This is a genomic window from Vibrio sp. TRT 1302, assembly GCF_050113875.1.
Taxonomy (GTDB): Bacteria; Pseudomonadota; Gammaproteobacteria; order Enterobacterales; family Vibrionaceae; genus Vibrio.
This window is the reverse complement of record NZ_JBNJOF010000005.1, coordinates 25225-43579: the sequence shown is the minus strand read 5'-3', so window position 1 is coordinate 43579 and position 18355 is coordinate 25225. Positions and strand designations below refer to the sequence as shown.

Sequence of the window (18355 nt, the reverse complement as noted above, 5' to 3'; positions counted from 1 at the left end):
ACCTAAGTTTGAAACAAAGAATTATAACTGCGCTTATCCTTGCTCCTTTAGTGATTTTGGGGATTTTTGAACTCTCGCTGCCACTGTTTACACTAGCCATTGCTGCTGTAATGTTGATTGGCTATTGGGAGTGGACTCAGTTTGTAGAACCGAAATCTCGTTGGATGGCACTTATTCCAGCAGTACTAGTTAGTGCGCTAAGTATGGCCTTTATTCCGTTGGATGCCATCAGTCTCAACCAAGTAGTAGAGCCGCACTATATGGTATTAGCAGTGGGCTGTGTTTGGTGGATTGTCTCAAGCTTATTAGCGATTACCTATCCCAAATCTTCTGCGCTGTGGCAAAACTCAACATTACTCCGTCACGCATTTGGTATTCTCACACTGTTACCTTTCTTCTGGAGTGTGTTACTGCTGCGTGCTGAAGGCATTGATAGTGATGCGTACCACGGTGCCAAGCTTGTTTTGTATGTATGTTTGATCGTATGGGCTGCCGATAGTGGGGCCTATTTTGCCGGCAAGAGCTTGGGCAAACGCAAGATGGCTCCCCATGTGAGTCCGAATAAAACCATTGAAGGTCTGATCGGCGGTATTATCACAGCTGTGGTTATTGGCTGGTTAGCTGCTGATTGGTTCGATATAGAATTTACCAGTCCACTGGTCATGATTGTAATTACTTTAGTGACGGTAGTGATTTCTGTATTAGGTGACCTAGTCGAAAGCATGTTTAAGCGCGTATCAGGTATAAAGGATAGTAGTAATATTATCCCTGGCCATGGCGGTGTGCTGGATCGCATCGATAGCTTGACAGCGGCATTCCCTGTTTTTGCATTTCTTTACTTCATTTTTTAGGCGAGCTTCGGCTTGCCTAAGTCATCAATCGGTTTATTGCTATGCGTAAGCTAACAATTTTAGGTGCTACTGGTTCGATCGGTGCAAGCACGTTTAAAGTCATCGAACAGAACCCACAACAGTTTTCTGTTGTCGCGCTTGCTGCGGGGAACAACGTAGCGAAAATGCGCGAACTGTGCCAGAGATGGCAGCCTAAGTATGCCGTCATGGCAAACGACGGTGCAGCCATGACGCTAAAACAGCAATTGGCAGAACTGAACATTGCCACTGAAGTACTTTCAGGCGTTGATGCAATGTGTCATGTCTCTTCCTTTGATGAAGTTGATACCGTTATGGCTGCGATCGTTGGTGCTGCAGGTCTACTGCCAACGATGGCGGCAGTGAAGGCGGGCAAACGCGTTCTGCTTGCCAATAAAGAAGCCTTAGTCATGTCTGGGCAACTGTTTATTGATGCCGTCAAACAGCATGGCGCAGAGCTAATGCCTGTTGACAGTGAGCACAATGCAATATTCCAATGTTTACCAAGCGAGATTCAAACCAATTTAGGTCGCTGTGATTTAAATCAGCATGGTATCTCAAATATCCTGCTTACTGGTTCAGGTGGCCCTTTCCGTTACAGCGATATTGATACGCTAAGTCGTGTGACACCTGAAGAGGCTATCGCGCATCCTAACTGGTCTATGGGGCCGAAAATTTCGGTAGATTCAGCGACCATGATGAATAAGGGATTGGAATATATCGAGGCTAAGTGGCTGTTTAATACTTCACGCGAACAGCTGAAAGTACTGATTCATCCTCAATCGGTTATTCACTCGATGGTGCAATATCGCGATGGTTCTGTGTTAGCGCAAATGGGCGAACCTGATATGGCGACACCAATTGCGTTAACTCTGTCTTACCCTGAACGTGTTTCAGCCGGTGTTGCACCTCTTGATTTTATGAAAGTTGGTCAGCTTACATTTCTAGAACCTGACTACGCTCGATACCCATGTTTGAAGCTGGCGATTGATGCCTGCTATGAAGGTCAACATGCCACGACCGCTGTCAATGCGGCCAATGAAGTTGCGGTCAGCGCATTCCTTGGTCGACAGTTGTCATTTACTGATATCGCAGTGGTTAATCAGAAAGTACTGAACAAAGTCTGTGCTGATACTAACCAGTCGCACTGTCGTGACTTGGAAAGCATTCTCGAGGTCGATAGAATGGCAAGAGAATTAGCGGCCAATTGGGTAAGAGAGCGTAAGCTATGACCGGTATTTTATGGAACTTTGTTTCCTTCATAGTTGCTTTAGGCATCTTAGTCGCAGTCCATGAGTTTGGTCACTTTTGGGTAGCACGCCGTTGTGGTGTAAGAGTCGAAAAGTTTTCTATCGGCTTCGGTAAGTCTATCTGGAGCAAGGTGGGTAAAGACGGTACAGAATACAGCCTGTCGATTATTCCACTAGGTGGCTACGTGAAAATGCTCGATGGTCGAGTCGATGATTTGGCTCAAGGGGACGAGCAATATGCGTTCGACAGAAAGCCACTGTGGAAGCGCACTGCTATTGTCGCCGCTGGACCTGCATTTAACTTCCTCTTTGCTATCTTTGCATACTGGTTGGTTTTTCTGATCGGTGTTCCCGCTGTGAAGCCTGTAGTTGGTCAAGTTACTCCTTATTCTATTGCTGCCGAAGCAGGTTTAGAACCAGGGATGGAACTAAAAGCCGTTTCTGGCGTCAAAACTGCGGATTGGGAATCGGTTAATATGGGTTTGATTTCTCATATTGGCGATGATCAACTCACCATAACCGTTGCACCGGCTGAAGGTGTTGGTATCGAAGAAATTAAGCAGTTTGACCTGCGTAATTGGAACTTTGACCCAGAGAAAGAGTCTGCTATGTCAGCGTTAGGGTTTGTACCTTATACGCCAGAAATCACGGCTCGACTCACCAGTGTCTCACCTGAGGGGGCTGGTGCACGTGCTGGGCTAGAAATCGGCGACCGCTTAGTCAAAGTGGATGGTGTTGAAGTTACTGATTGGCAGCAGGTGGTGACAAGTATTCAGCAGCACCCTAACTCTCCGGTTGAACTCGTCGTTGAACGCCATGGTCAAACTCTGTTACTGACCATCATTCCGGATAGTCGTGAGCTATCAGGTGATAAAGTAATAGGTTTTGCGGGAATCGCACCTGAAGTCGCAGAATGGCCAGAAAATTATCGCTTCGACTTACAATTTGGTGTAATTGAATCAGTCGGTAAAGCGGTTGAGAAAACAGGTCAAGTAATCAATCTGACTATCAGTATGTTGAAGAAACTGATAGTAGGTGATGTGGGATTGAATAACTTAAGTGGACCTATTTCTATCGCGAAAGGAGCCGGAACGACGGCCGATTACGGCTTAGTTTATTTCTTGGGGTTCCTCGCATTAATCAGTGTGAACTTAGGGATTATTAACCTTGTACCGCTGCCTATGCTAGATGGCGGACATTTATTGTTTTTTGCTATTGAGGCTGTAATCAGACGCCCAGTACCAGAAAAGGTACAGGAAATGGGTTTCCGCATCGGCGGAGCTATTATCTTCTCTCTTATGGCAGTGGCAATTTTCAATGATTTTGCTCGTCTTTAGCTGAGTAAAGGTTGAAGTAAGGAATAACTAAAACAAATATGGCGATGAAAAATATTCTGTTTGCCACCTTGTTAGCAACAAGCGTGAGTGCAAATGGTGCCGAGAACTTTGTAGTTCAAGATATCAAAATTGAAGGCCTTCAGCGTGTTGCACTCGGTGCGGCACTACTCAAAATGCCAGTTCGTATTGGAGACACGGTTGATAACCAAGATGTCTCTGAAATGATTCGTGCTCTTTATGCCACTGGTAACTTCGAAGACATCAAAGTTTTGAGAGACAATGATGTATTGGTGGTTCAAGTTAAAGAGCGACCAACAATTGCAAGCATCTCTTTCTCTGGCAACAAAGCTATCAAAGAAGAGCAACTACAGCAGAACCTAGATGCATCAGGTATCCGCGTTGGTGAAGCGCTTGACCGCACAACGCTATCTACGATTGAAAAAGGTCTTGAAGACTTCTATTACAGCGTAGGTAAGTACAATGCGAACGTTAAAGCTGTGGTGACGCCACTGCCACGTAACCGTTCAGACTTAAAGTTTGTCTTTACTGAAGGCGTTTCAGCTAAGATCAAGCAGATTAACTTTATTGGTAATACACAATACACCGATGAAGAGCTCCTAAGCCGCTTTGAACTTAACGTAGATGTCGCTTGGTGGAACTTCCTATCTGATGACAAGTACCAAAAACAAGTGCTTGCCGGTGATATTGAGGCGCTGAAATCTTATTACCTAGACCGTGGTTATCTGAAGTTCCAGATCGACTCTACTCAGGTTGCGATTTCACCAGACAAGAAAGGGGTTTACATCACCCTTGGCCTTAATGAAGGTCTGCCTTACACGGTAAAAGATGTGAAATTCCGTGGTGAGCTGCTAGGTAAAGAGCAAGAATTTGAAAATCTAGTCACTTTTGAACCGGGTGAAACCTACAACGGTTCGGCGGTAACTGGATTGGAAGAAGGCGTTAAACGTCTGCTAGGCGAAGCGGGTTATGCATATCCTCAAGTTCGCACCGTTCCTGAATTCGATGATGAAAACCAATCTGTTTCGCTAGTGGTGAACGTGGAAGCGGGTAACCGTATCTATGTTCGCGATATCCGTTTTGTGGGTAACAATGCGACAAAAGATGAAGTTTTACGTCGTGAAATGCGTCAAATGGAAGGCAGCTGGCTTAACTCCAAATCGATTGAAACTGGTAAAAACCGTCTTAGCCGTTTAGGTTTCTTTGAAACCGTTGATGTGCAGACAGTTCGCGTACCCGGTAGTGAAGACCAAGTGGATTTGGTCTACAGCGTAAAAGAAGCAAACTCAGGCAGCGTTAACTTTGGTATCGGTTATGGCACCGAGTCTGGTGTGAGCTTCCAGGTTGGTCTTCAGCAAGATAACTTTGCAGGTAGTGGTAACCGCGTTGGTATCAATGCAATGATGAACGACTACCAGAAAAACATCAGCTTAGATTACCGTGATCCATACTGGAACCTTGATGGTGTAAGTTTGGGCGGAAAGATCTTCTACAACGAGTTTGAAGCGTCGGAAGCGGGTATCGTTGACTATACCAACGAAAGTTATGGTGCCAGCTTAACTTGGGGCTTCCCATTCGATGAACTGAACCGTTTTGAAATTGGTGTTGGCTACACGCACAACAAGATTGGTAATGTTCCGACGTATGACCAAGCCCAACGTTTTGCTCAAAGTATCGGTCAAGCTGACGGTGATATCATTACCAATGACTTTGATATGAACATTGCGTGGACGCGAAATAACCTTAACCGTGGTTACTTCCCGACCGCTGGTAACTACCAACGTGCATTTGCTAAGGCAACGGTACCGAGTTCAGACGCACAGTACTTCAAACTCCAGTATGATGTAAGACAGTACGTGCCGATCACTAAGAAGCATGAGTTTACATTACTAATGCGTGGTCGCTTGGGCTATGGTAATGGCTACGGCAAAACCGACGGCAACGACAACCTATTCCCGTTCTATGAAAACTACTATGCGGGTGGTTTTACAACCCTACGTGGTTTTGGCTCAAACAGTGCAGGTCCTAAAGCGGTTTACACAACCAGCGGCAACCCAGATACCTGTAATAGCAGCAGTTGTGTGTCAGCAACCGACGATTCAGTCGGTGGTAACGCGGTTGCTCTTGCAAGCCTAGAGCTTATCGTACCAACGCCTTTCGCTTCTGAAGAAGTGAGAAGTCAAATCCGTACCAGTGTGTTTATTGATGCCGCGAGTGTGTGGGACACTGAGTTTGTCTACGATCCTAAGTATGCGAATGATCCATACTATGGTGACTTCTCTGACCCGACAAACTATCGTGCATCTTATGGTGCGGCGTTGCAGTGGATGTCTCCAATGGGACCATTAGTCTTCTCCATTGCGAAACCTATTGAAAGTTACGAAGGTGATGATGAAGAGTTCTTCACTTTCACCATCGGCAGAACCTTCTAATCTAGAGGAAATAAAAGTGAATAAAACGATTAAAGCGGCTGGTCTAAGCCTTGTTGTGATGACGTCTTCTTTTTTTGCAAATGCTGCTGAAGCGGCGCAAAAGATCGGCTATGTGAATACAGCTCAAGTATTTCAAGCGCTTCCTCAACGTGAAGTTGTATTGCAAAAAATGCAAGAAGAGTTCAAGGACAAAGCTGACGAGCTAAAGGCGATCAAAGCGCAAGCAAAAACGAAGATTGAGAAGCTGCAGCGTGATGGTGAACTACTTGGTCAGGAAGAAGTAGAGAAACTACGCATTGAAATTGGTCAGCTTGATAGCAAGTACAAGATCAAGGGCCAAGCTTTGGAACAAGCTAGCGCACGTCGTGAAGCAGAAGAGAAGCAAAAACTGTTTAGAACTATTCAGGATGCAGTGAAAAAAGTGGCTGAAAAAGAAGGCTACGACATTATTGTTGATATTCAAACTATGCAATACGGCAAACCTGAATTCAACGTGACAGAAAAAGTAATTAAACAACTAAAATAATTGATTATGGCGACACTTTCTTTAGCCGAATTGGCGACGATTACCGGGGGCGAGCTACATGGTGACGCGAATGCGACAGTGACCATGGTAGCGCCGATGGATAAAGCACAGGCAGGTCACGTTACCTTCCTGTCTAATCCTAAGTATGCAAAACACTTATCAGACTGCCAAGCAACAGTTGTGATGGTAAAAGAAGCGCAACGTGAACTGTGCGTGGGTAATGTACTGGTCGTCGCCGATCCGTATGTCGCGTTTGCAAGAGTCGCTCAAGCGCTTGATACCACTCCGATGCCTGCGGAATCAATTGCTCCGTCTGCTGTGATTGCGAGTGACGCTAAGTTGGGTACCAATGTGTCTGTTGGTGCGAATGCTGTGATTGAATCCGGTGTGGAACTGGGCGATAACGTTGTGATTGGTGCTGGATGCTTTATTGGCAAAAACGCCAAAATTGGTGCGAATACCAAACTTTGGTCAAACGTGAGCATTTACCACAGTGTTGAGCTAGGTTCAGATTGCTTAGTGCAAGCCAATACAGTGATCGGTGCTGATGGTTTTGGATATGCGAATGAAAAAGGTGAGTGGATTAAGATCCCTCAACTTGGCACTGTGCGTATTGGAAACCGTGTTGAAATCGGTTCATGTACGACGATCGATCGTGGCGCACTGGATGACACTGTGATTGAAGATAATGTTATTATCGATAACCAGTTGCAGATCGCTCATAACGTACACATCGGATATGGTACTGCTATGGCTGGTGGTACCATTGTTGCGGGCAGTACTAAGATCGGAAAATACTGTATCATCGGCGGCGGCACTGTGATCAATGGTCATATTGAAATTGCCGATGGCGTTACTATCACAGGTATGGGGATGGTAATGCGTGGTATTGAAGAGAAAGGTATGTACTCTTCAGGTATTCCGCTACAAACGAACAAAGAGTGGCGAAAAACTGCGGCACGTGTTCATCGAATTGACGATATGAACAAGCGCTTGAAAGCTGTAGAAAAACAGCTAGAAAATAAAGAAGACGCCTAGTTCTAGATGAAATTAAAAAGGCTCGCGTATTGCGGGTCTTTTTCATCTATAATGCCTCTCAGATACAAATTAGCATTCAACATAGGAATATGACTTTGACTACTGAAAACAAAACGATGAACATCACTGAAATTCAGGAATTACTCCCTCATCGCTACCCATTTTTGCTGATTGATCGTGTTATTGACTTTCAAGAAGAGAAATACCTAACTGCGATTAAAAACGTTTCAGTGAATGAACCTCAGTTTACAGGTCATTTCCCTCAACTACCTGTATTTCCTGGCGTACTGATCCTTGAAGCGATGGCACAGGCGACAGGTCTACTCGCATTCAAATCATTTGGTGCTCCTTCAGAAAACGAACTTTACTATTTTGCTAGTGTTGATGGTGCGAAATTCCGTAAACCGGTTGTTCCAGGTGACCAACTGGTGATCGAAGTTGAATTTATCAAAGAGCGTCGCGGCATTGCTGCATTCAAAGGCATCGCAAAAGTGGATGGTGACGTTGTTTGTTCTGCAGAGCTAAAATGTGCTCGTCGAGAGTTTTAATATGATTCATGAAACGGCTCAAATTCATCCTTCAGCAGTGATTGAAGGAGATGTAAAGATTGCTGCCAACGTGACGGTTGGTCCGTTTACCTATATCTCAGGCAATATTGAGATTGGTGAAGGCACTGAAATCATGTCTCACGTTGTCATTAAAGGTCACACTACCATCGGTAAAGACAACCGTATTTTCCCACACGCTGTTATTGGTGAAGAGAACCAAGACAAGAAGTATGGTGGCGAAGCGACAACGGTTGTGATTGGTGATCGTAACGTTATTCGTGAAGCGGTACAGATTCACCGTGGTACGACTCAAGACAAAGCTACAACTGTGATTGGCAATGACAACCTACTGTGTGTTAATGCCCACATCGCCCATGACGTTATCGTTGGTAACCACACACACGTGGGTAACAACGCTATCCTTGGTGGACACGTAACGGTTGAAGACTACGCTGGTGTTATGGCACTGTCTGCGATTCACCCATTCTGTAAAGTGGGTGCTTACAGCTACATCGGTGGTTGTTCAGCAGTGGTGAAAGACGTACCGCCATACGTATTAGCGCAGGGTAATCATGCGACTCCATTTGGTCTGAACCTTGTTGGTTTACAGCGCAATGGATTTGAAAAAGCAGAACTGCGTGCACTACGTAACGCCTACAAAGAGTTTTACCGTGCAGGCAAAACTCAAGCTGAAGCCAAAGTCGTTTTGGAAGAGATGGCTAAAGACTGGCCTTCAATCAAGCACTTCATTGAGTTTGTGGAAACGTCTGAGCGTGGCGTTATTCGCTAACCCAGCAGTCAAATGAATGGTAAAAGATCGTAGTCTTTCGGCTGCGGTCTTTTTTGCGTTTTAAAAGCAATAAATCAGATAGGTCAGTCAGCAATGGAAAAACCATTACGAATTGGAATTGTCGCAGGCGAATTGTCAGGGGACACGTTGGGTGAAGGCTTTATCAAGGCGATAAAAGCGAAATACCCAGATGCTGAATTCGTTGGGATCGGCGGACCGAAGATGATCGCTCAAGGGTGCCAATCACTGTTTGAGATGGAAGAGCTCGCGGTGATGGGATTGGTTGAAGTATTAGGTCGACTGCCGCGTTTGCTAAAAGTCAAAGCAGAGTTAGTTAAGTTCTTCACCGATAACCCTCCAGATGTATTTGTTGGCATTGATGCACCTGACTTCAATTTGCGACTTGAATTAGATTTAAAGCAAGCGGGAATTAAAACCGTCCATTATGTCAGCCCTTCTGTTTGGGCGTGGCGCCAAAAGCGTATCTTCAAGATTGAAGCTGCAACCAACTTAGTGTTGGCTTTCTTACCATTTGAAAAAGCGTTCTATGACAAGTTTAATGTTCCATGTGAGTTTATCGGCCACACATTAGCGGATGCGATTCCTATGGAATCGGCTAAGGCACCAGCACGAGAACTATTAGGTTTAGAGCAAGATAAGCAATGGTTAGCGGTATTGCCAGGTAGCCGTGGTAGTGAGCTTAAGATGCTGGCTGAGCCATTTATCAAAGCCTGTCAGTTACTGAATAAGCAATATCCAGAGTTAGGTTTCGTCGTTGCCTTGGTTAATGAAAAACGCCGTGAGCAATTTGAACAAGCTTGGCAACACATCGCGCCAGAACTCGATTTTAAATTGGTTAATGACACGGCGAAAAACGTCATAACCGCAGCGGATACCGTGATGCTGGCATCAGGAACGGTCGCACTTGAGTGTATGCTGCTTAAGCGACCTATGGTAGTTGGTTACCGAGTCAATGCGATTACCGCGTTCATTGCTCGTCGTCTAGTGAAGACCAAATACGTTTCACTCCCCAATATTCTTGCTGACCAAGAGTTAGTCAAAGAGTACCTGCTTGAAGAGTGCACACCGGAGAATCTTTCTCGCGAAGTCGCTCGTCTAATTGAAAATGGTGGTGAAAAGATGATTGAAAAGTTCACTGAAATGCATCACTGGATCCGTAAAGATGCCGATAACCAAGCCGCTCAAGCGGTGCTTAAACTGATCGGCAGAGAGTAAGACAATGACAAAACAAACAAATGAACTCCCACCATTTGAATACCCAATGGGTTATCAGTTAATCGCGGGGGTTGACGAAGTAGGGCGTGGTCCTCTTGTTGGTGATGTGGTGACGGCCGCTGTTATTCTTGATCCTAACAATCCAATTGAAGGCTTGAATGACTCTAAAAAGCTGTCAGAGAAAAAACGCCTCGCCTTATTACCTGAAATTAAAGAGAAGGCGTTGGCATGGGCTGTCGGCCGTTGCAGTCCAGAAGAAATTGACCAGTTAAACATTTTGCAAGCAACCATGGTTGCCATGCAGCGCGCTATTGCAGGGCTGTCAATTCAACCCGATCTCGCGCTTATTGATGGAAACCGCTGCCCACAGCTCCCTATGGACTCACAGGCGGTTGTAAAAGGTGACCTACGAGTTGCGGAGATCAGTGCTGCTTCAATCATTGCAAAAGTGGTTCGTGACCAAGAGATGGAGGAGCTGGACAAGCAGCATCCAGAGTTTGGGTTTGCAAAACATAAAGGATATCCGACTAAGGAGCATTTTGATGCAATTGAGCAGCATGGCGTAATCGATCAGCACCGCAAGAGTTTTAAACCCGTAAAACGGGCGCTTGGCATCGAGTAGAAAGCCCTGTTAAGGGGTATATAAGTACGCGTTTTTCACTTAAAATACCCCAATTCTCTTCCCAAATTAGTTATCTTTCTGGACGATATTCATGTCAGACCCTAAGTTTATCCACCTTCGAGTTCATAGTGACTTTTCCATGGTTGACGGCTTGTCAAAAGTACCGCCATTGGTGAAGAAAGTGGCTGAATTGGGCATGCCAGCGGTGGCGCTAACGGATTTTACCAACCTCTGTGGTTTGGTGAAGTTTTACGGTACCGCGCATGGTTGTGGGGTTAAGCCGATCATCGGTGCCGATTTCTTGATGCAGTCGGCTGAGTTTGGTGATGAGTTAACAAAGTTGACGGTTCTAGCGGCTGATAATGTCGGTTACAAGAACCTAACGTTGCTTATCTCAAAAGCGTATTTGCGCGGTCATGTTCAGCACCAGCCTGTCATTGATAGAGAGTGGTTAATTGAGCTGTCTGAAGGTGTTATCTTACTGTCAGGTGGTAAAAATGGCGAAATTGGCAAGGCGTTATTGAAGGGCAACCACAAAGTCGTGTCTGAGTGTGTTGAATTTTATCAAACCCATTTCCCAGATCGCTTTTATCTTGAGCTGACGCGAACCGGACGCGCTGATGAAGAGACTTATCTTCACTTCGCGTTGGAGTTAGCGGAACAAGCGGAGCTGCCTGTCGTAGCGACCAATGATGTGGTTATTCTCGATGAGTCCCTGTTTGATGCCCATGAAATTCGTGTTGCCATTCACGATGGTTACACTCTAGAAGACCCTCGTCGACCAAAAAACTACAGCCCTCAGCAATATTTGCGTAGCGAACAAGAAATGTGTGAGCTCTTCTCAGACATTCCAGAAGCGCTTGAAAACAGTGTTGAAATTGCTAAGCGTTGTAACGTCACGGTACGTCTTGGTGAGTACTTCCTTCCTGCCTTCCCAACTGAAGGGATGAAAGAGACCGAGTTTTTGGTCATGAAGTCTAAAGAGGGCTTAGAAGAGCGACTAGAGTTCCTTTTCCCTGATCCTCAAGTTCGTGCAGAACGACGCCCTGAGTATGATGAGCGCCTTGATGTCGAACTGGAAGTTATCAATAACATGGGCTTCCCTGGTTACTTCTTGATCGTAATGGAGTTTATCCAGTGGTCAAAAGATAACAGTATTCCAGTAGGGCCTGGCCGTGGTTCTGGTGCGGGCTCTCTTGTTGCTTACGCGTTGAAGATCACCGATCTTGACCCGCTTGAGTATGACCTACTTTTCGAACGATTTCTTAACCCAGAACGTGTCTCCATGCCCGACTTCGACGTCGACTTCTGTATGGACAAGCGCGATCAGGTGATTGATCACGTCGCAGAAATGTACGGTCGTGACGCCGTGTCTCAGATTATTACCTTTGGTACGATGGCGGCAAAAGCGGTAATCCGCGATGTAGGGCGTGTACTTGGGCATGGTTTTGGTTTCGTTGATCGTATATCCAAGCTGGTACCACCTGATCCGGGCATGACCCTTGAAAAGGCATTTAAAGCAGAGCCAGCATTACCTGAATTGTATGAAAACGACGAAGAGGTAAAAGAACTTATCGACATGTGTCGCATTCTAGAAGGGTGTACACGAAATGCTGGTAAGCACGCGGGTGGCGTGGTTATCTCTCCGACGACTATTACTGACTTTGCTCCGATATATGCGGATGCAGAAGGTAACTTTCCAGTTACGCAGTTTGATAAGAATGATGTAGAAACGGCAGGTCTGGTTAAGTTTGACTTCTTGGGTCTGCGGACACTGACCATCATCGACTGGGCTCTAGGCTTGATCAACCCTCGCCTTGAGCGCGAAGGTAAGCCAGCCGTCGCCATTGAATCGATCCCTCTTGACGATCAGGCGTCATTTAACTTACTGCAAAATTCAGAGACGACAGCGGTATTCCAGTTGGAATCGCGTGGTATGAAAGAGTTGATCAAGCGACTTCAGCCAGACTGTTTTGAAGATATCATCGCACTGGTAGCTCTGTTCCGTCCTGGTCCGTTGCAATCGGGCATGGTAGATAACTTTATTGACCGTAAACATGGTCGAGAGGCTATCTCATACCCAGATGAAACTTGGCAGCACGAGTCTTTAAAAGAGACGCTTGACCCAACCTACGGCATCATCCTGTATCAAGAACAGGTAATGCAAATTGCTCAGATCCTTGCGGGTTATACTCTTGGTGGCGCAGACATGCTGCGTCGTGCAATGGGTAAGAAAAAACCTGAAGAGATGGCCAAGCAGCGCGGCACCTTCAAAGAGGGCGCAGAGAAGAACGGAGTTGATGGCGAGCTGGCGATGAAGATCTTCGACCTTGTGGAGAAGTTCGCGGGCTACGGCTTTAACAAATCTCACTCAGCAGCCTATGCGCTTGTCTCTTACCAAACGCTTTGGTTAAAGACGCATTACCCAGCCGAATTTATGGCCGCGGTAATGACTGCTGATATGGATAACACCGAGAAGGTCGTCGGCCTGGTTGATGAGTGTTTCCGTATGAAGCTAAAGGTGCTTCCACCCGATATCAATGCGGGCCTATACCGCTTTAATGTCGATGAAACGGGTGCGATCGTTTACGGTATCGGCGCAATTAAAGGCGTGGGTGAAGGCCCAATTGAAGCCATTCTTGAAGCGCGGAACAAAGGTGGCTACTTCAAGGATCTGTTTGATTTCTGTGCGCGTATTGACCTTAAGAAAGTGAATAAGCGTGTTATTGAAAAACTTATCTATGCAGGTGCGCTTGATCGCCTAGGTCCACACCGAGCAGCGATGATGGCATCACTTGCGGATGCGGTAAAAGCAGCCAGTCAACACCACCAAGCTGAAGCATTTGGGCAAAGTGATCTTTTTGGCGTTCTGACAGAAGCTCCGGAAGAAGTTGAGCACAAGTACACCAAAGTTGAGCCATGGCCTGAGAAAGTCTGGCTAGAGGGAGAACGTGACACACTTGGCCTTTATTTAACAGGGCACCCTATAAATGCGTATAGTAAGGAACTTGGCAAGTACACCAGTTGTCGATTAAAAGATGCAACACCTACTAGGCGCGATCAGAGCGTGACTCTAGCTGGTCTGGTTATTGCTGCTCGTGTAATGACAACTAAACGTGGTACCCGTATCGGTCTTATGACGCTGGATGACCGCAGTGGCCGAATGGAGGTTATGCTGTTTTCTGATGCGCTCGATCGCTACGCAGAATTGTTAGAAAAAGATAAAATCTTGGTCGTTTCAGGACAGGTCAGCTTTGATGATTTCAATGGTGGTCTTAAAATGTCCGCGCGCGAGGTCATGGATCTCGGAACCGCTCGTGAAAAATATGCACGGGGCCTATCGGTTTCAATTGATGAATCTCAAATTAACGACCGATTTTTTGAGCGGTTTAGTCAAATACTAGAGCCTCATAGGGCGGGGAGCGTTCCTGTCCATGTATACTACCAACGCTCAGATGCGCGAGCGCGTTTAACGTTGGGTACAGAATGGCGAGTTACGCCAAGCGACGCATTATTAGATGATTTAAAACAACTACTTGGGAAAGGCCAGGTAGAACTCGAATTTAACTAAGTTCGGTAGAAGGTTACCGAATAAGAAAGGATCTATAGATGAGCCTGAATTTTTTAGAATTTGAAAAACCAATCGCAGAGCTAGAAGCAAAAATTGAAGCACTACGTGATGTCTCTCGTCACGGTGGTGATTCTGGTGTTGATCTTGATAAAGAGATCGAACAGCTAGAGAAAAAAAGCTTAGAACTAAAGAAGAAAACATTTAGCGACCTTGGTGCTTGGGAAACTGCCCAACTTGCTCGTCACCCATTACGTCCTTACACACTTGATTACATCGAGCATGTTTTCACTGAGTTTGATGAGTTGGCGGGTGACCGTCACTACGCTGATGATAAGGCGATTGTGGGTGGTATGGCTCGTCTAAATGGCCGTCCAGTCATGGTTATTGGTCATCAGAAAGGTCGTGAAACAAAAGAGAAAGTGAAACGTAACTTTGGTATGCCAAAACCAGAAGGTTACCGTAAAGCGTTACGTCTAATGCAAACGGCAGAACGTTTTAATATGCCGATTATTACTTTCATCGATACCGCGGGCGCGTACCCAGGTGTTGGTGCAGAAGAGCGTGGTCAATCTGAAGCTATCGCGACCAACCTAAAAGTGATGGCGGGTTTGAAAGTACCTGTTATCTGTAACGTTGTAGGTGAAGGTGGTTCTGGTGGTGCACTTGCTATCGGTGTAGGCGACTACGTAAACATGCTTCAGTACTCTACTTACTCAGTTATTTCTCCAGAAGGTTGTGCTTCAATCCTATGGCGTGATTCTGACAAAGCGCCACAAGCTGCAGAAGCAATGGGTCTTATCGCTCCTCGTCTAAAAGAGCTTGAATTGATTGACGAAATCATCGAAGAGCCACTAGGCGGCGCACACCGCGATCACCTTCAGATGGCGAAGAACATGAAAGATACGCTAGTTCGTCAGCTTGAAGAGTTAGAACAGTTCGATAATGACACGCTTCTTGAGCGTCGTTACCAACGCCTAATGAGCTACGGTTACTGTTAATCTATAGCGGATTATGCTTAAAGGCTGAACTAGGGTTCAGCCTTTTTTGTTTCCGGTGATAAACTAGTGTTTTGAATCGTCACATGCTTTCTATTATGAGTCTTAAGTCCCACTTTGCCGCTGTTATTGAACGTCACGCTCAAGCTCAAGGTCGTCTTGTACTTGGGTTAAGTGGCGGATTGGATTCTCGGGTCATGCTCGACTTGATGGCTGAGTACTGTCGGAGTCAGCAGATTGAGTGTCTGGCGGTACATGTTCATCACGGATTAAGTGCCAATGCCGATCAGTGGGCGCGACAGTGTCAGCAATGGTGTCAGCAACTCAATGTGCCTTTAGCGATTGAAAAAGTACAACTGGATCGCAAAGGGCGCAGTTTAGAAGAGAGTGCTAGAGAAGCGAGATATCAGGCGTTAGCTGACCATCTCGAGAACGATGATCTATTGCTGACAGGACAGCATGCCGATGACCAAGTAGAAACATTCCTACTCGCTCTCAAACGGGGAAGTGGTCCTAAAGGGTTGTCTGCGATGGCAGAGGCGATGCCATTTGCACACGCTAAGATTGTCAGACCACTATTGACGATAAGTCGTCAACAGATAGAACTTTACGCTAAGCAGAAACAGCTAACTTGGGTGGAAGATGAAAGTAATCTCGACCAGCGCTTTGACCGTAATTTTATCCGACATACTGTCTCTCCACCGCTGACGGAGCGGTGGCCTTACTTTAATCAAGCTGTCCAGCGAAGCGCAGAACTGTGTGCGGAGCAAGAGGCATTGCTTGATGAATTGATGAGTGACAAGTTGAGCAATGCGCTTCACAGTGATGCTAGTCTCGATATCAATACGTTGGCCACCTATAGTGAGCTGGTTCGAACTCGAGCATTGCGTATGTGGTTAGCTCGGCAAAACGTTCGTATGCCTTCGCGTGAACAGTTGAAGCTTGTATGGCCACAGGTTGCTTGTGCTCAGCAAGATGCGAATCCTCAGCTCGCCTTGATTGACGGACAAATCAGACGTCACGCCAATCGACTCTATTTCGTCAGAGAGTGGCAACCTTTGATGGAATGGCAGCAAGACCTTCTATTCGATCAAGCGTGTGTATTACCTGAAGATTTAGGCCGCTTAATTCTTCGTAGCTCGTCGCATGGGCAATTATCAAAACAAGCACTAAGCAAGGGACAGCTACAGGTAATTTTTGATCCTCAGGGGTTAAGTGCGCATCCCGTTGAGCGTGGGCACAGCAGAAAACTCAAAAAATTGTTCCAAGAATATGATGTACCTAGCTGGCTACGACGTAGAACACCTATAGTAATTTGTGATCAGCAAGTTGTTGCGGTTGGTGATTTATTTATTGATCGTCATTTTGCAGGTCAGGATTGTGAACTCGTCTGGGACAAGCCATTGTTGTTTATGTAAAATTGTATACATAATAACGTACAACTAACATGGAATTATAAGGAAGATCAATGAAGAAACTCGCAATTGGATTGGTATTAGGAATGGGGCTGCTAAGTGGTCAGGCGTTGGCAGCTGGTGATGCAGCAGCAGGGCAAGCAAAAGCCGCGGTATGTGCTGCGTGTCATGGTGCTGATGGTGTTGCAATGATCCCTGGTTATCCTAATCTAAAAGGTCAGAATGAACAGTACCTTGTATCTGCAATCAATGCGTACAAAAATAAAGAGCGTAACGGCGGTTTAGCGGCTGTGATGCAAGCGCAGGCTGCAGCCTTAAGTGATGCTGATGTAGCTAATCTTGCAGCATACTACTCAAGCTTGAAGTAACCGAGTTGTGAGAAATCAGCCCGAGCATGATTCGCTCGGGCTTTTTATTACCTAGTTATCGTGGGATAATGGCGCAAGTAACAATAGTTTAAGGGATGAACATGAAAAAGATTGAAGCCATCATTAAGCCATTCAAATTAGATGATGTCCGTGAGGCACTGGCGGAAGTAGGCATTACAGGTATGACGGTATCAGAAGTAAAAGGCTTCGGACGTCAGAAAGGTCATACTGAGCTATACCGTGGCGCTGAGTATATGGTCGACTTTCTACCTAAAGTAAAGCTTGAAATTGTTGTCACTGACGAAGTGGCTGATCAGTGTGTCGACACCATTATTGAGACTGCGCAAACGGGTAAAATTGGCGACGGTAAAATCTTTATCACAGATGTTGAGCGTATCGTTCGAATCCGAACTGGCGAAGAAGACGAAGACGCAATTTAAAGATACACCTTGGAAAAAGAGCCGCATGGCTCTTTTTTATTGTTTGGATAGTGAGAAATGAATAAAGCTCGTTGGTTTGTAATTCCTCTGCTTCTCGTTGGTACAGCACTGATTGGATATAAGAGCGTTTTTAGTTTGCCTTCTCAGGCTCAAATAACGTCATATAACCATGATTCAGAACAGCTATCCCTGACATGCTACGAAAACCCAACGGCCGAACAGCTTGATCATAACCAGCAAATTAGCTTGTTAGTGTGGAATATCTATAAGCAAAATCGATCCAACTGGAGCTCTAGCTTGAGCAACTATGCTCAAGGTAAACAACTGGTCTTGCTGCAGGAAGCTAGCATGACAAGCGAGCTGAGAGAGTGGCTGAAGCAAGGCCGGTGGTTTGGTAGCCAAGTTGATGCTTTTAAAGCGTTTGATACCACTGCTGGGGTACTGAATCTGTCTTTGAATACGCCACTAAAAGCCTGTGCATATACAGAGCTTGAACCTTGGCTTCGTCTACCTAAATCGGCACTCTACGCACTCTATCCGCTGTCAAATGGGCAACAACTTGCGGTCGTGAATATCCATGCGGTCAACTTTACCTATGGCACTGAAGAATATCATCGTCAGTTAAACGTATTGGCAGAGGAACTCAGTGAACATCAGGGGCCAGTGATTGTGGCAGGTGATTTTAATAGCTGGAGTCAAGAGCGTTTGAGAGTGATGTCCGAAGCGCTAAGTGCATTGGGATTAAAAGAGGTGACGTATGACAGTGATAACCGAACTCAGTTTATGACCGGCTTACCTTTGGATCATGTTTTCTATCGTGGACTGACGTTGGAAAAAGCAGAGGCGCCAGTCTCTGACGCCTCTGATCACAATCCAATCTTAGTGACTTTTCACTTATAA

General features: G+C 45.8%; 16 protein-coding genes. All 16 read left to right on the top strand.

All coding sequences use genetic code 11. The features are described from left to right. Positions 1-8 precede the first annotated feature (8 nt). Positions 9-851 (top strand): phosphatidate cytidylyltransferase, encoded by an 843-nt coding sequence (locus tag ACQEXP_RS09060; RefSeq protein WP_426969523.1) that lies wholly within the window; start codon positions 9-11, stop codon positions 849-851. Positions 852-892: 41 nt separating this feature from the next. After that, positions 893-2101, top strand: coding sequence for a 1-deoxy-D-xylulose-5-phosphate reductoisomerase (gene ispC / locus ACQEXP_RS09055; RefSeq protein ID WP_426969521.1), 1209 nt, complete (start codon positions 893-895; stop codon positions 2099-2101). Beyond that, the gene (gene rseP, locus ACQEXP_RS09050) at positions 2098-3456 is read left to right on the top strand and encodes a sigma E protease regulator RseP (protein WP_269376694.1); all 1359 of its coding nucleotides are present in this window, start codon (positions 2098-2100) and stop codon (positions 3454-3456) included. Before ispC ends, rseP begins: the two co-directional genes overlap by 4 nt. 38 nt (positions 3457-3494) lie before the next feature. Then, positions 3495-5906: an outer membrane protein assembly factor BamA gene (bamA, locus tag ACQEXP_RS09045; protein ID WP_269376695.1), complete on the top strand. Its 2412-nt coding sequence runs from the start codon at positions 3495-3497 to the stop codon at positions 5904-5906. A 16-nt stretch (positions 5907-5922) separates the two neighbouring features. After that, a complete protein-coding gene (locus tag ACQEXP_RS09040; protein ID WP_269376696.1) occupies positions 5923-6432 on the top strand; it encodes an OmpH family outer membrane protein in 510 nt (169 codons plus the stop codon). Positions 6433-6438: 6 nt separating this feature from the next. Next, the gene (gene lpxD / locus ACQEXP_RS09035; protein WP_269376697.1) at positions 6439-7470 is read left to right on the top strand and encodes a UDP-3-O-(3-hydroxymyristoyl)glucosamine N-acyltransferase; all 1032 of its coding nucleotides are present in this window, start codon (positions 6439-6441) and stop codon (positions 7468-7470) included. A 95-nt stretch (positions 7471-7565) separates the two neighbouring features. Further along, positions 7566-8018 (top strand): 3-hydroxyacyl-ACP dehydratase FabZ, encoded by a 453-nt coding sequence (fabZ, locus tag ACQEXP_RS09030; RefSeq protein ID WP_138973449.1) that lies wholly within the window; start codon positions 7566-7568, stop codon positions 8016-8018. A gap of 1 nt (position 8019) precedes the next feature. Then, positions 8020-8808 carry an acyl-ACP--UDP-N-acetylglucosamine O-acyltransferase gene (lpxA, locus tag ACQEXP_RS09025; RefSeq protein ID WP_138973448.1) on the top strand — a complete coding sequence of 263 codons (789 nt, stop codon included), beginning with the start codon at positions 8020-8022 and terminating at the stop codon, positions 8806-8808. A 93-nt stretch (positions 8809-8901) separates the two neighbouring features. After that, on the top strand, positions 8902-10044 hold the full coding sequence (gene lpxB / locus ACQEXP_RS09020) for a lipid-A-disaccharide synthase (protein ID WP_426969518.1): 1143 nt from the start codon (positions 8902-8904) through the stop codon (positions 10042-10044). Between the two features lie 4 nt (positions 10045-10048). After that, on the top strand, positions 10049-10666 hold the full coding sequence (gene rnhB / locus ACQEXP_RS09015) for a ribonuclease HII (RefSeq protein ID WP_426969517.1): 618 nt from the start codon (positions 10049-10051) through the stop codon (positions 10664-10666). A gap of 91 nt (positions 10667-10757) precedes the next feature. Beyond that, complete coding sequence (gene dnaE / locus ACQEXP_RS09010; protein ID WP_269376700.1) at positions 10758-14237, top strand: DNA polymerase III subunit alpha; 3480 nt, start codon at positions 10758-10760, stop codon at positions 14235-14237. Between the two features lie 38 nt (positions 14238-14275). Further along, complete coding sequence (accA, locus tag ACQEXP_RS09005; protein WP_138973444.1) at positions 14276-15235, top strand: acetyl-CoA carboxylase carboxyl transferase subunit alpha; 960 nt, start codon at positions 14276-14278, stop codon at positions 15233-15235. A 92-nt stretch (positions 15236-15327) separates the two neighbouring features. Continuing rightward, positions 15328-16650 (top strand): tRNA lysidine(34) synthetase TilS, encoded by a 1323-nt coding sequence (gene tilS, locus ACQEXP_RS09000; protein WP_426969690.1) that lies wholly within the window; start codon positions 15328-15330, stop codon positions 16648-16650. Between the two features lie 50 nt (positions 16651-16700). Then, positions 16701-17015 carry a c-type cytochrome gene (locus ACQEXP_RS08995; RefSeq protein WP_426969516.1) on the top strand — a complete coding sequence of 105 codons (315 nt, stop codon included), beginning with the start codon at positions 16701-16703 and terminating at the stop codon, positions 17013-17015. A 101-nt stretch (positions 17016-17116) separates the two neighbouring features. After that, the gene (gene glnB / locus ACQEXP_RS08990) at positions 17117-17455 is read left to right on the top strand and encodes a nitrogen regulatory protein P-II (protein ID WP_004415234.1); all 339 of its coding nucleotides are present in this window, start codon (positions 17117-17119) and stop codon (positions 17453-17455) included. A 57-nt stretch (positions 17456-17512) separates the two neighbouring features. Continuing rightward, positions 17513-18355 carry an endonuclease/exonuclease/phosphatase family protein gene (locus ACQEXP_RS08985; protein ID WP_426969514.1) on the top strand — a complete coding sequence of 281 codons (843 nt, stop codon included), beginning with the start codon at positions 17513-17515 and terminating at the stop codon, positions 18353-18355.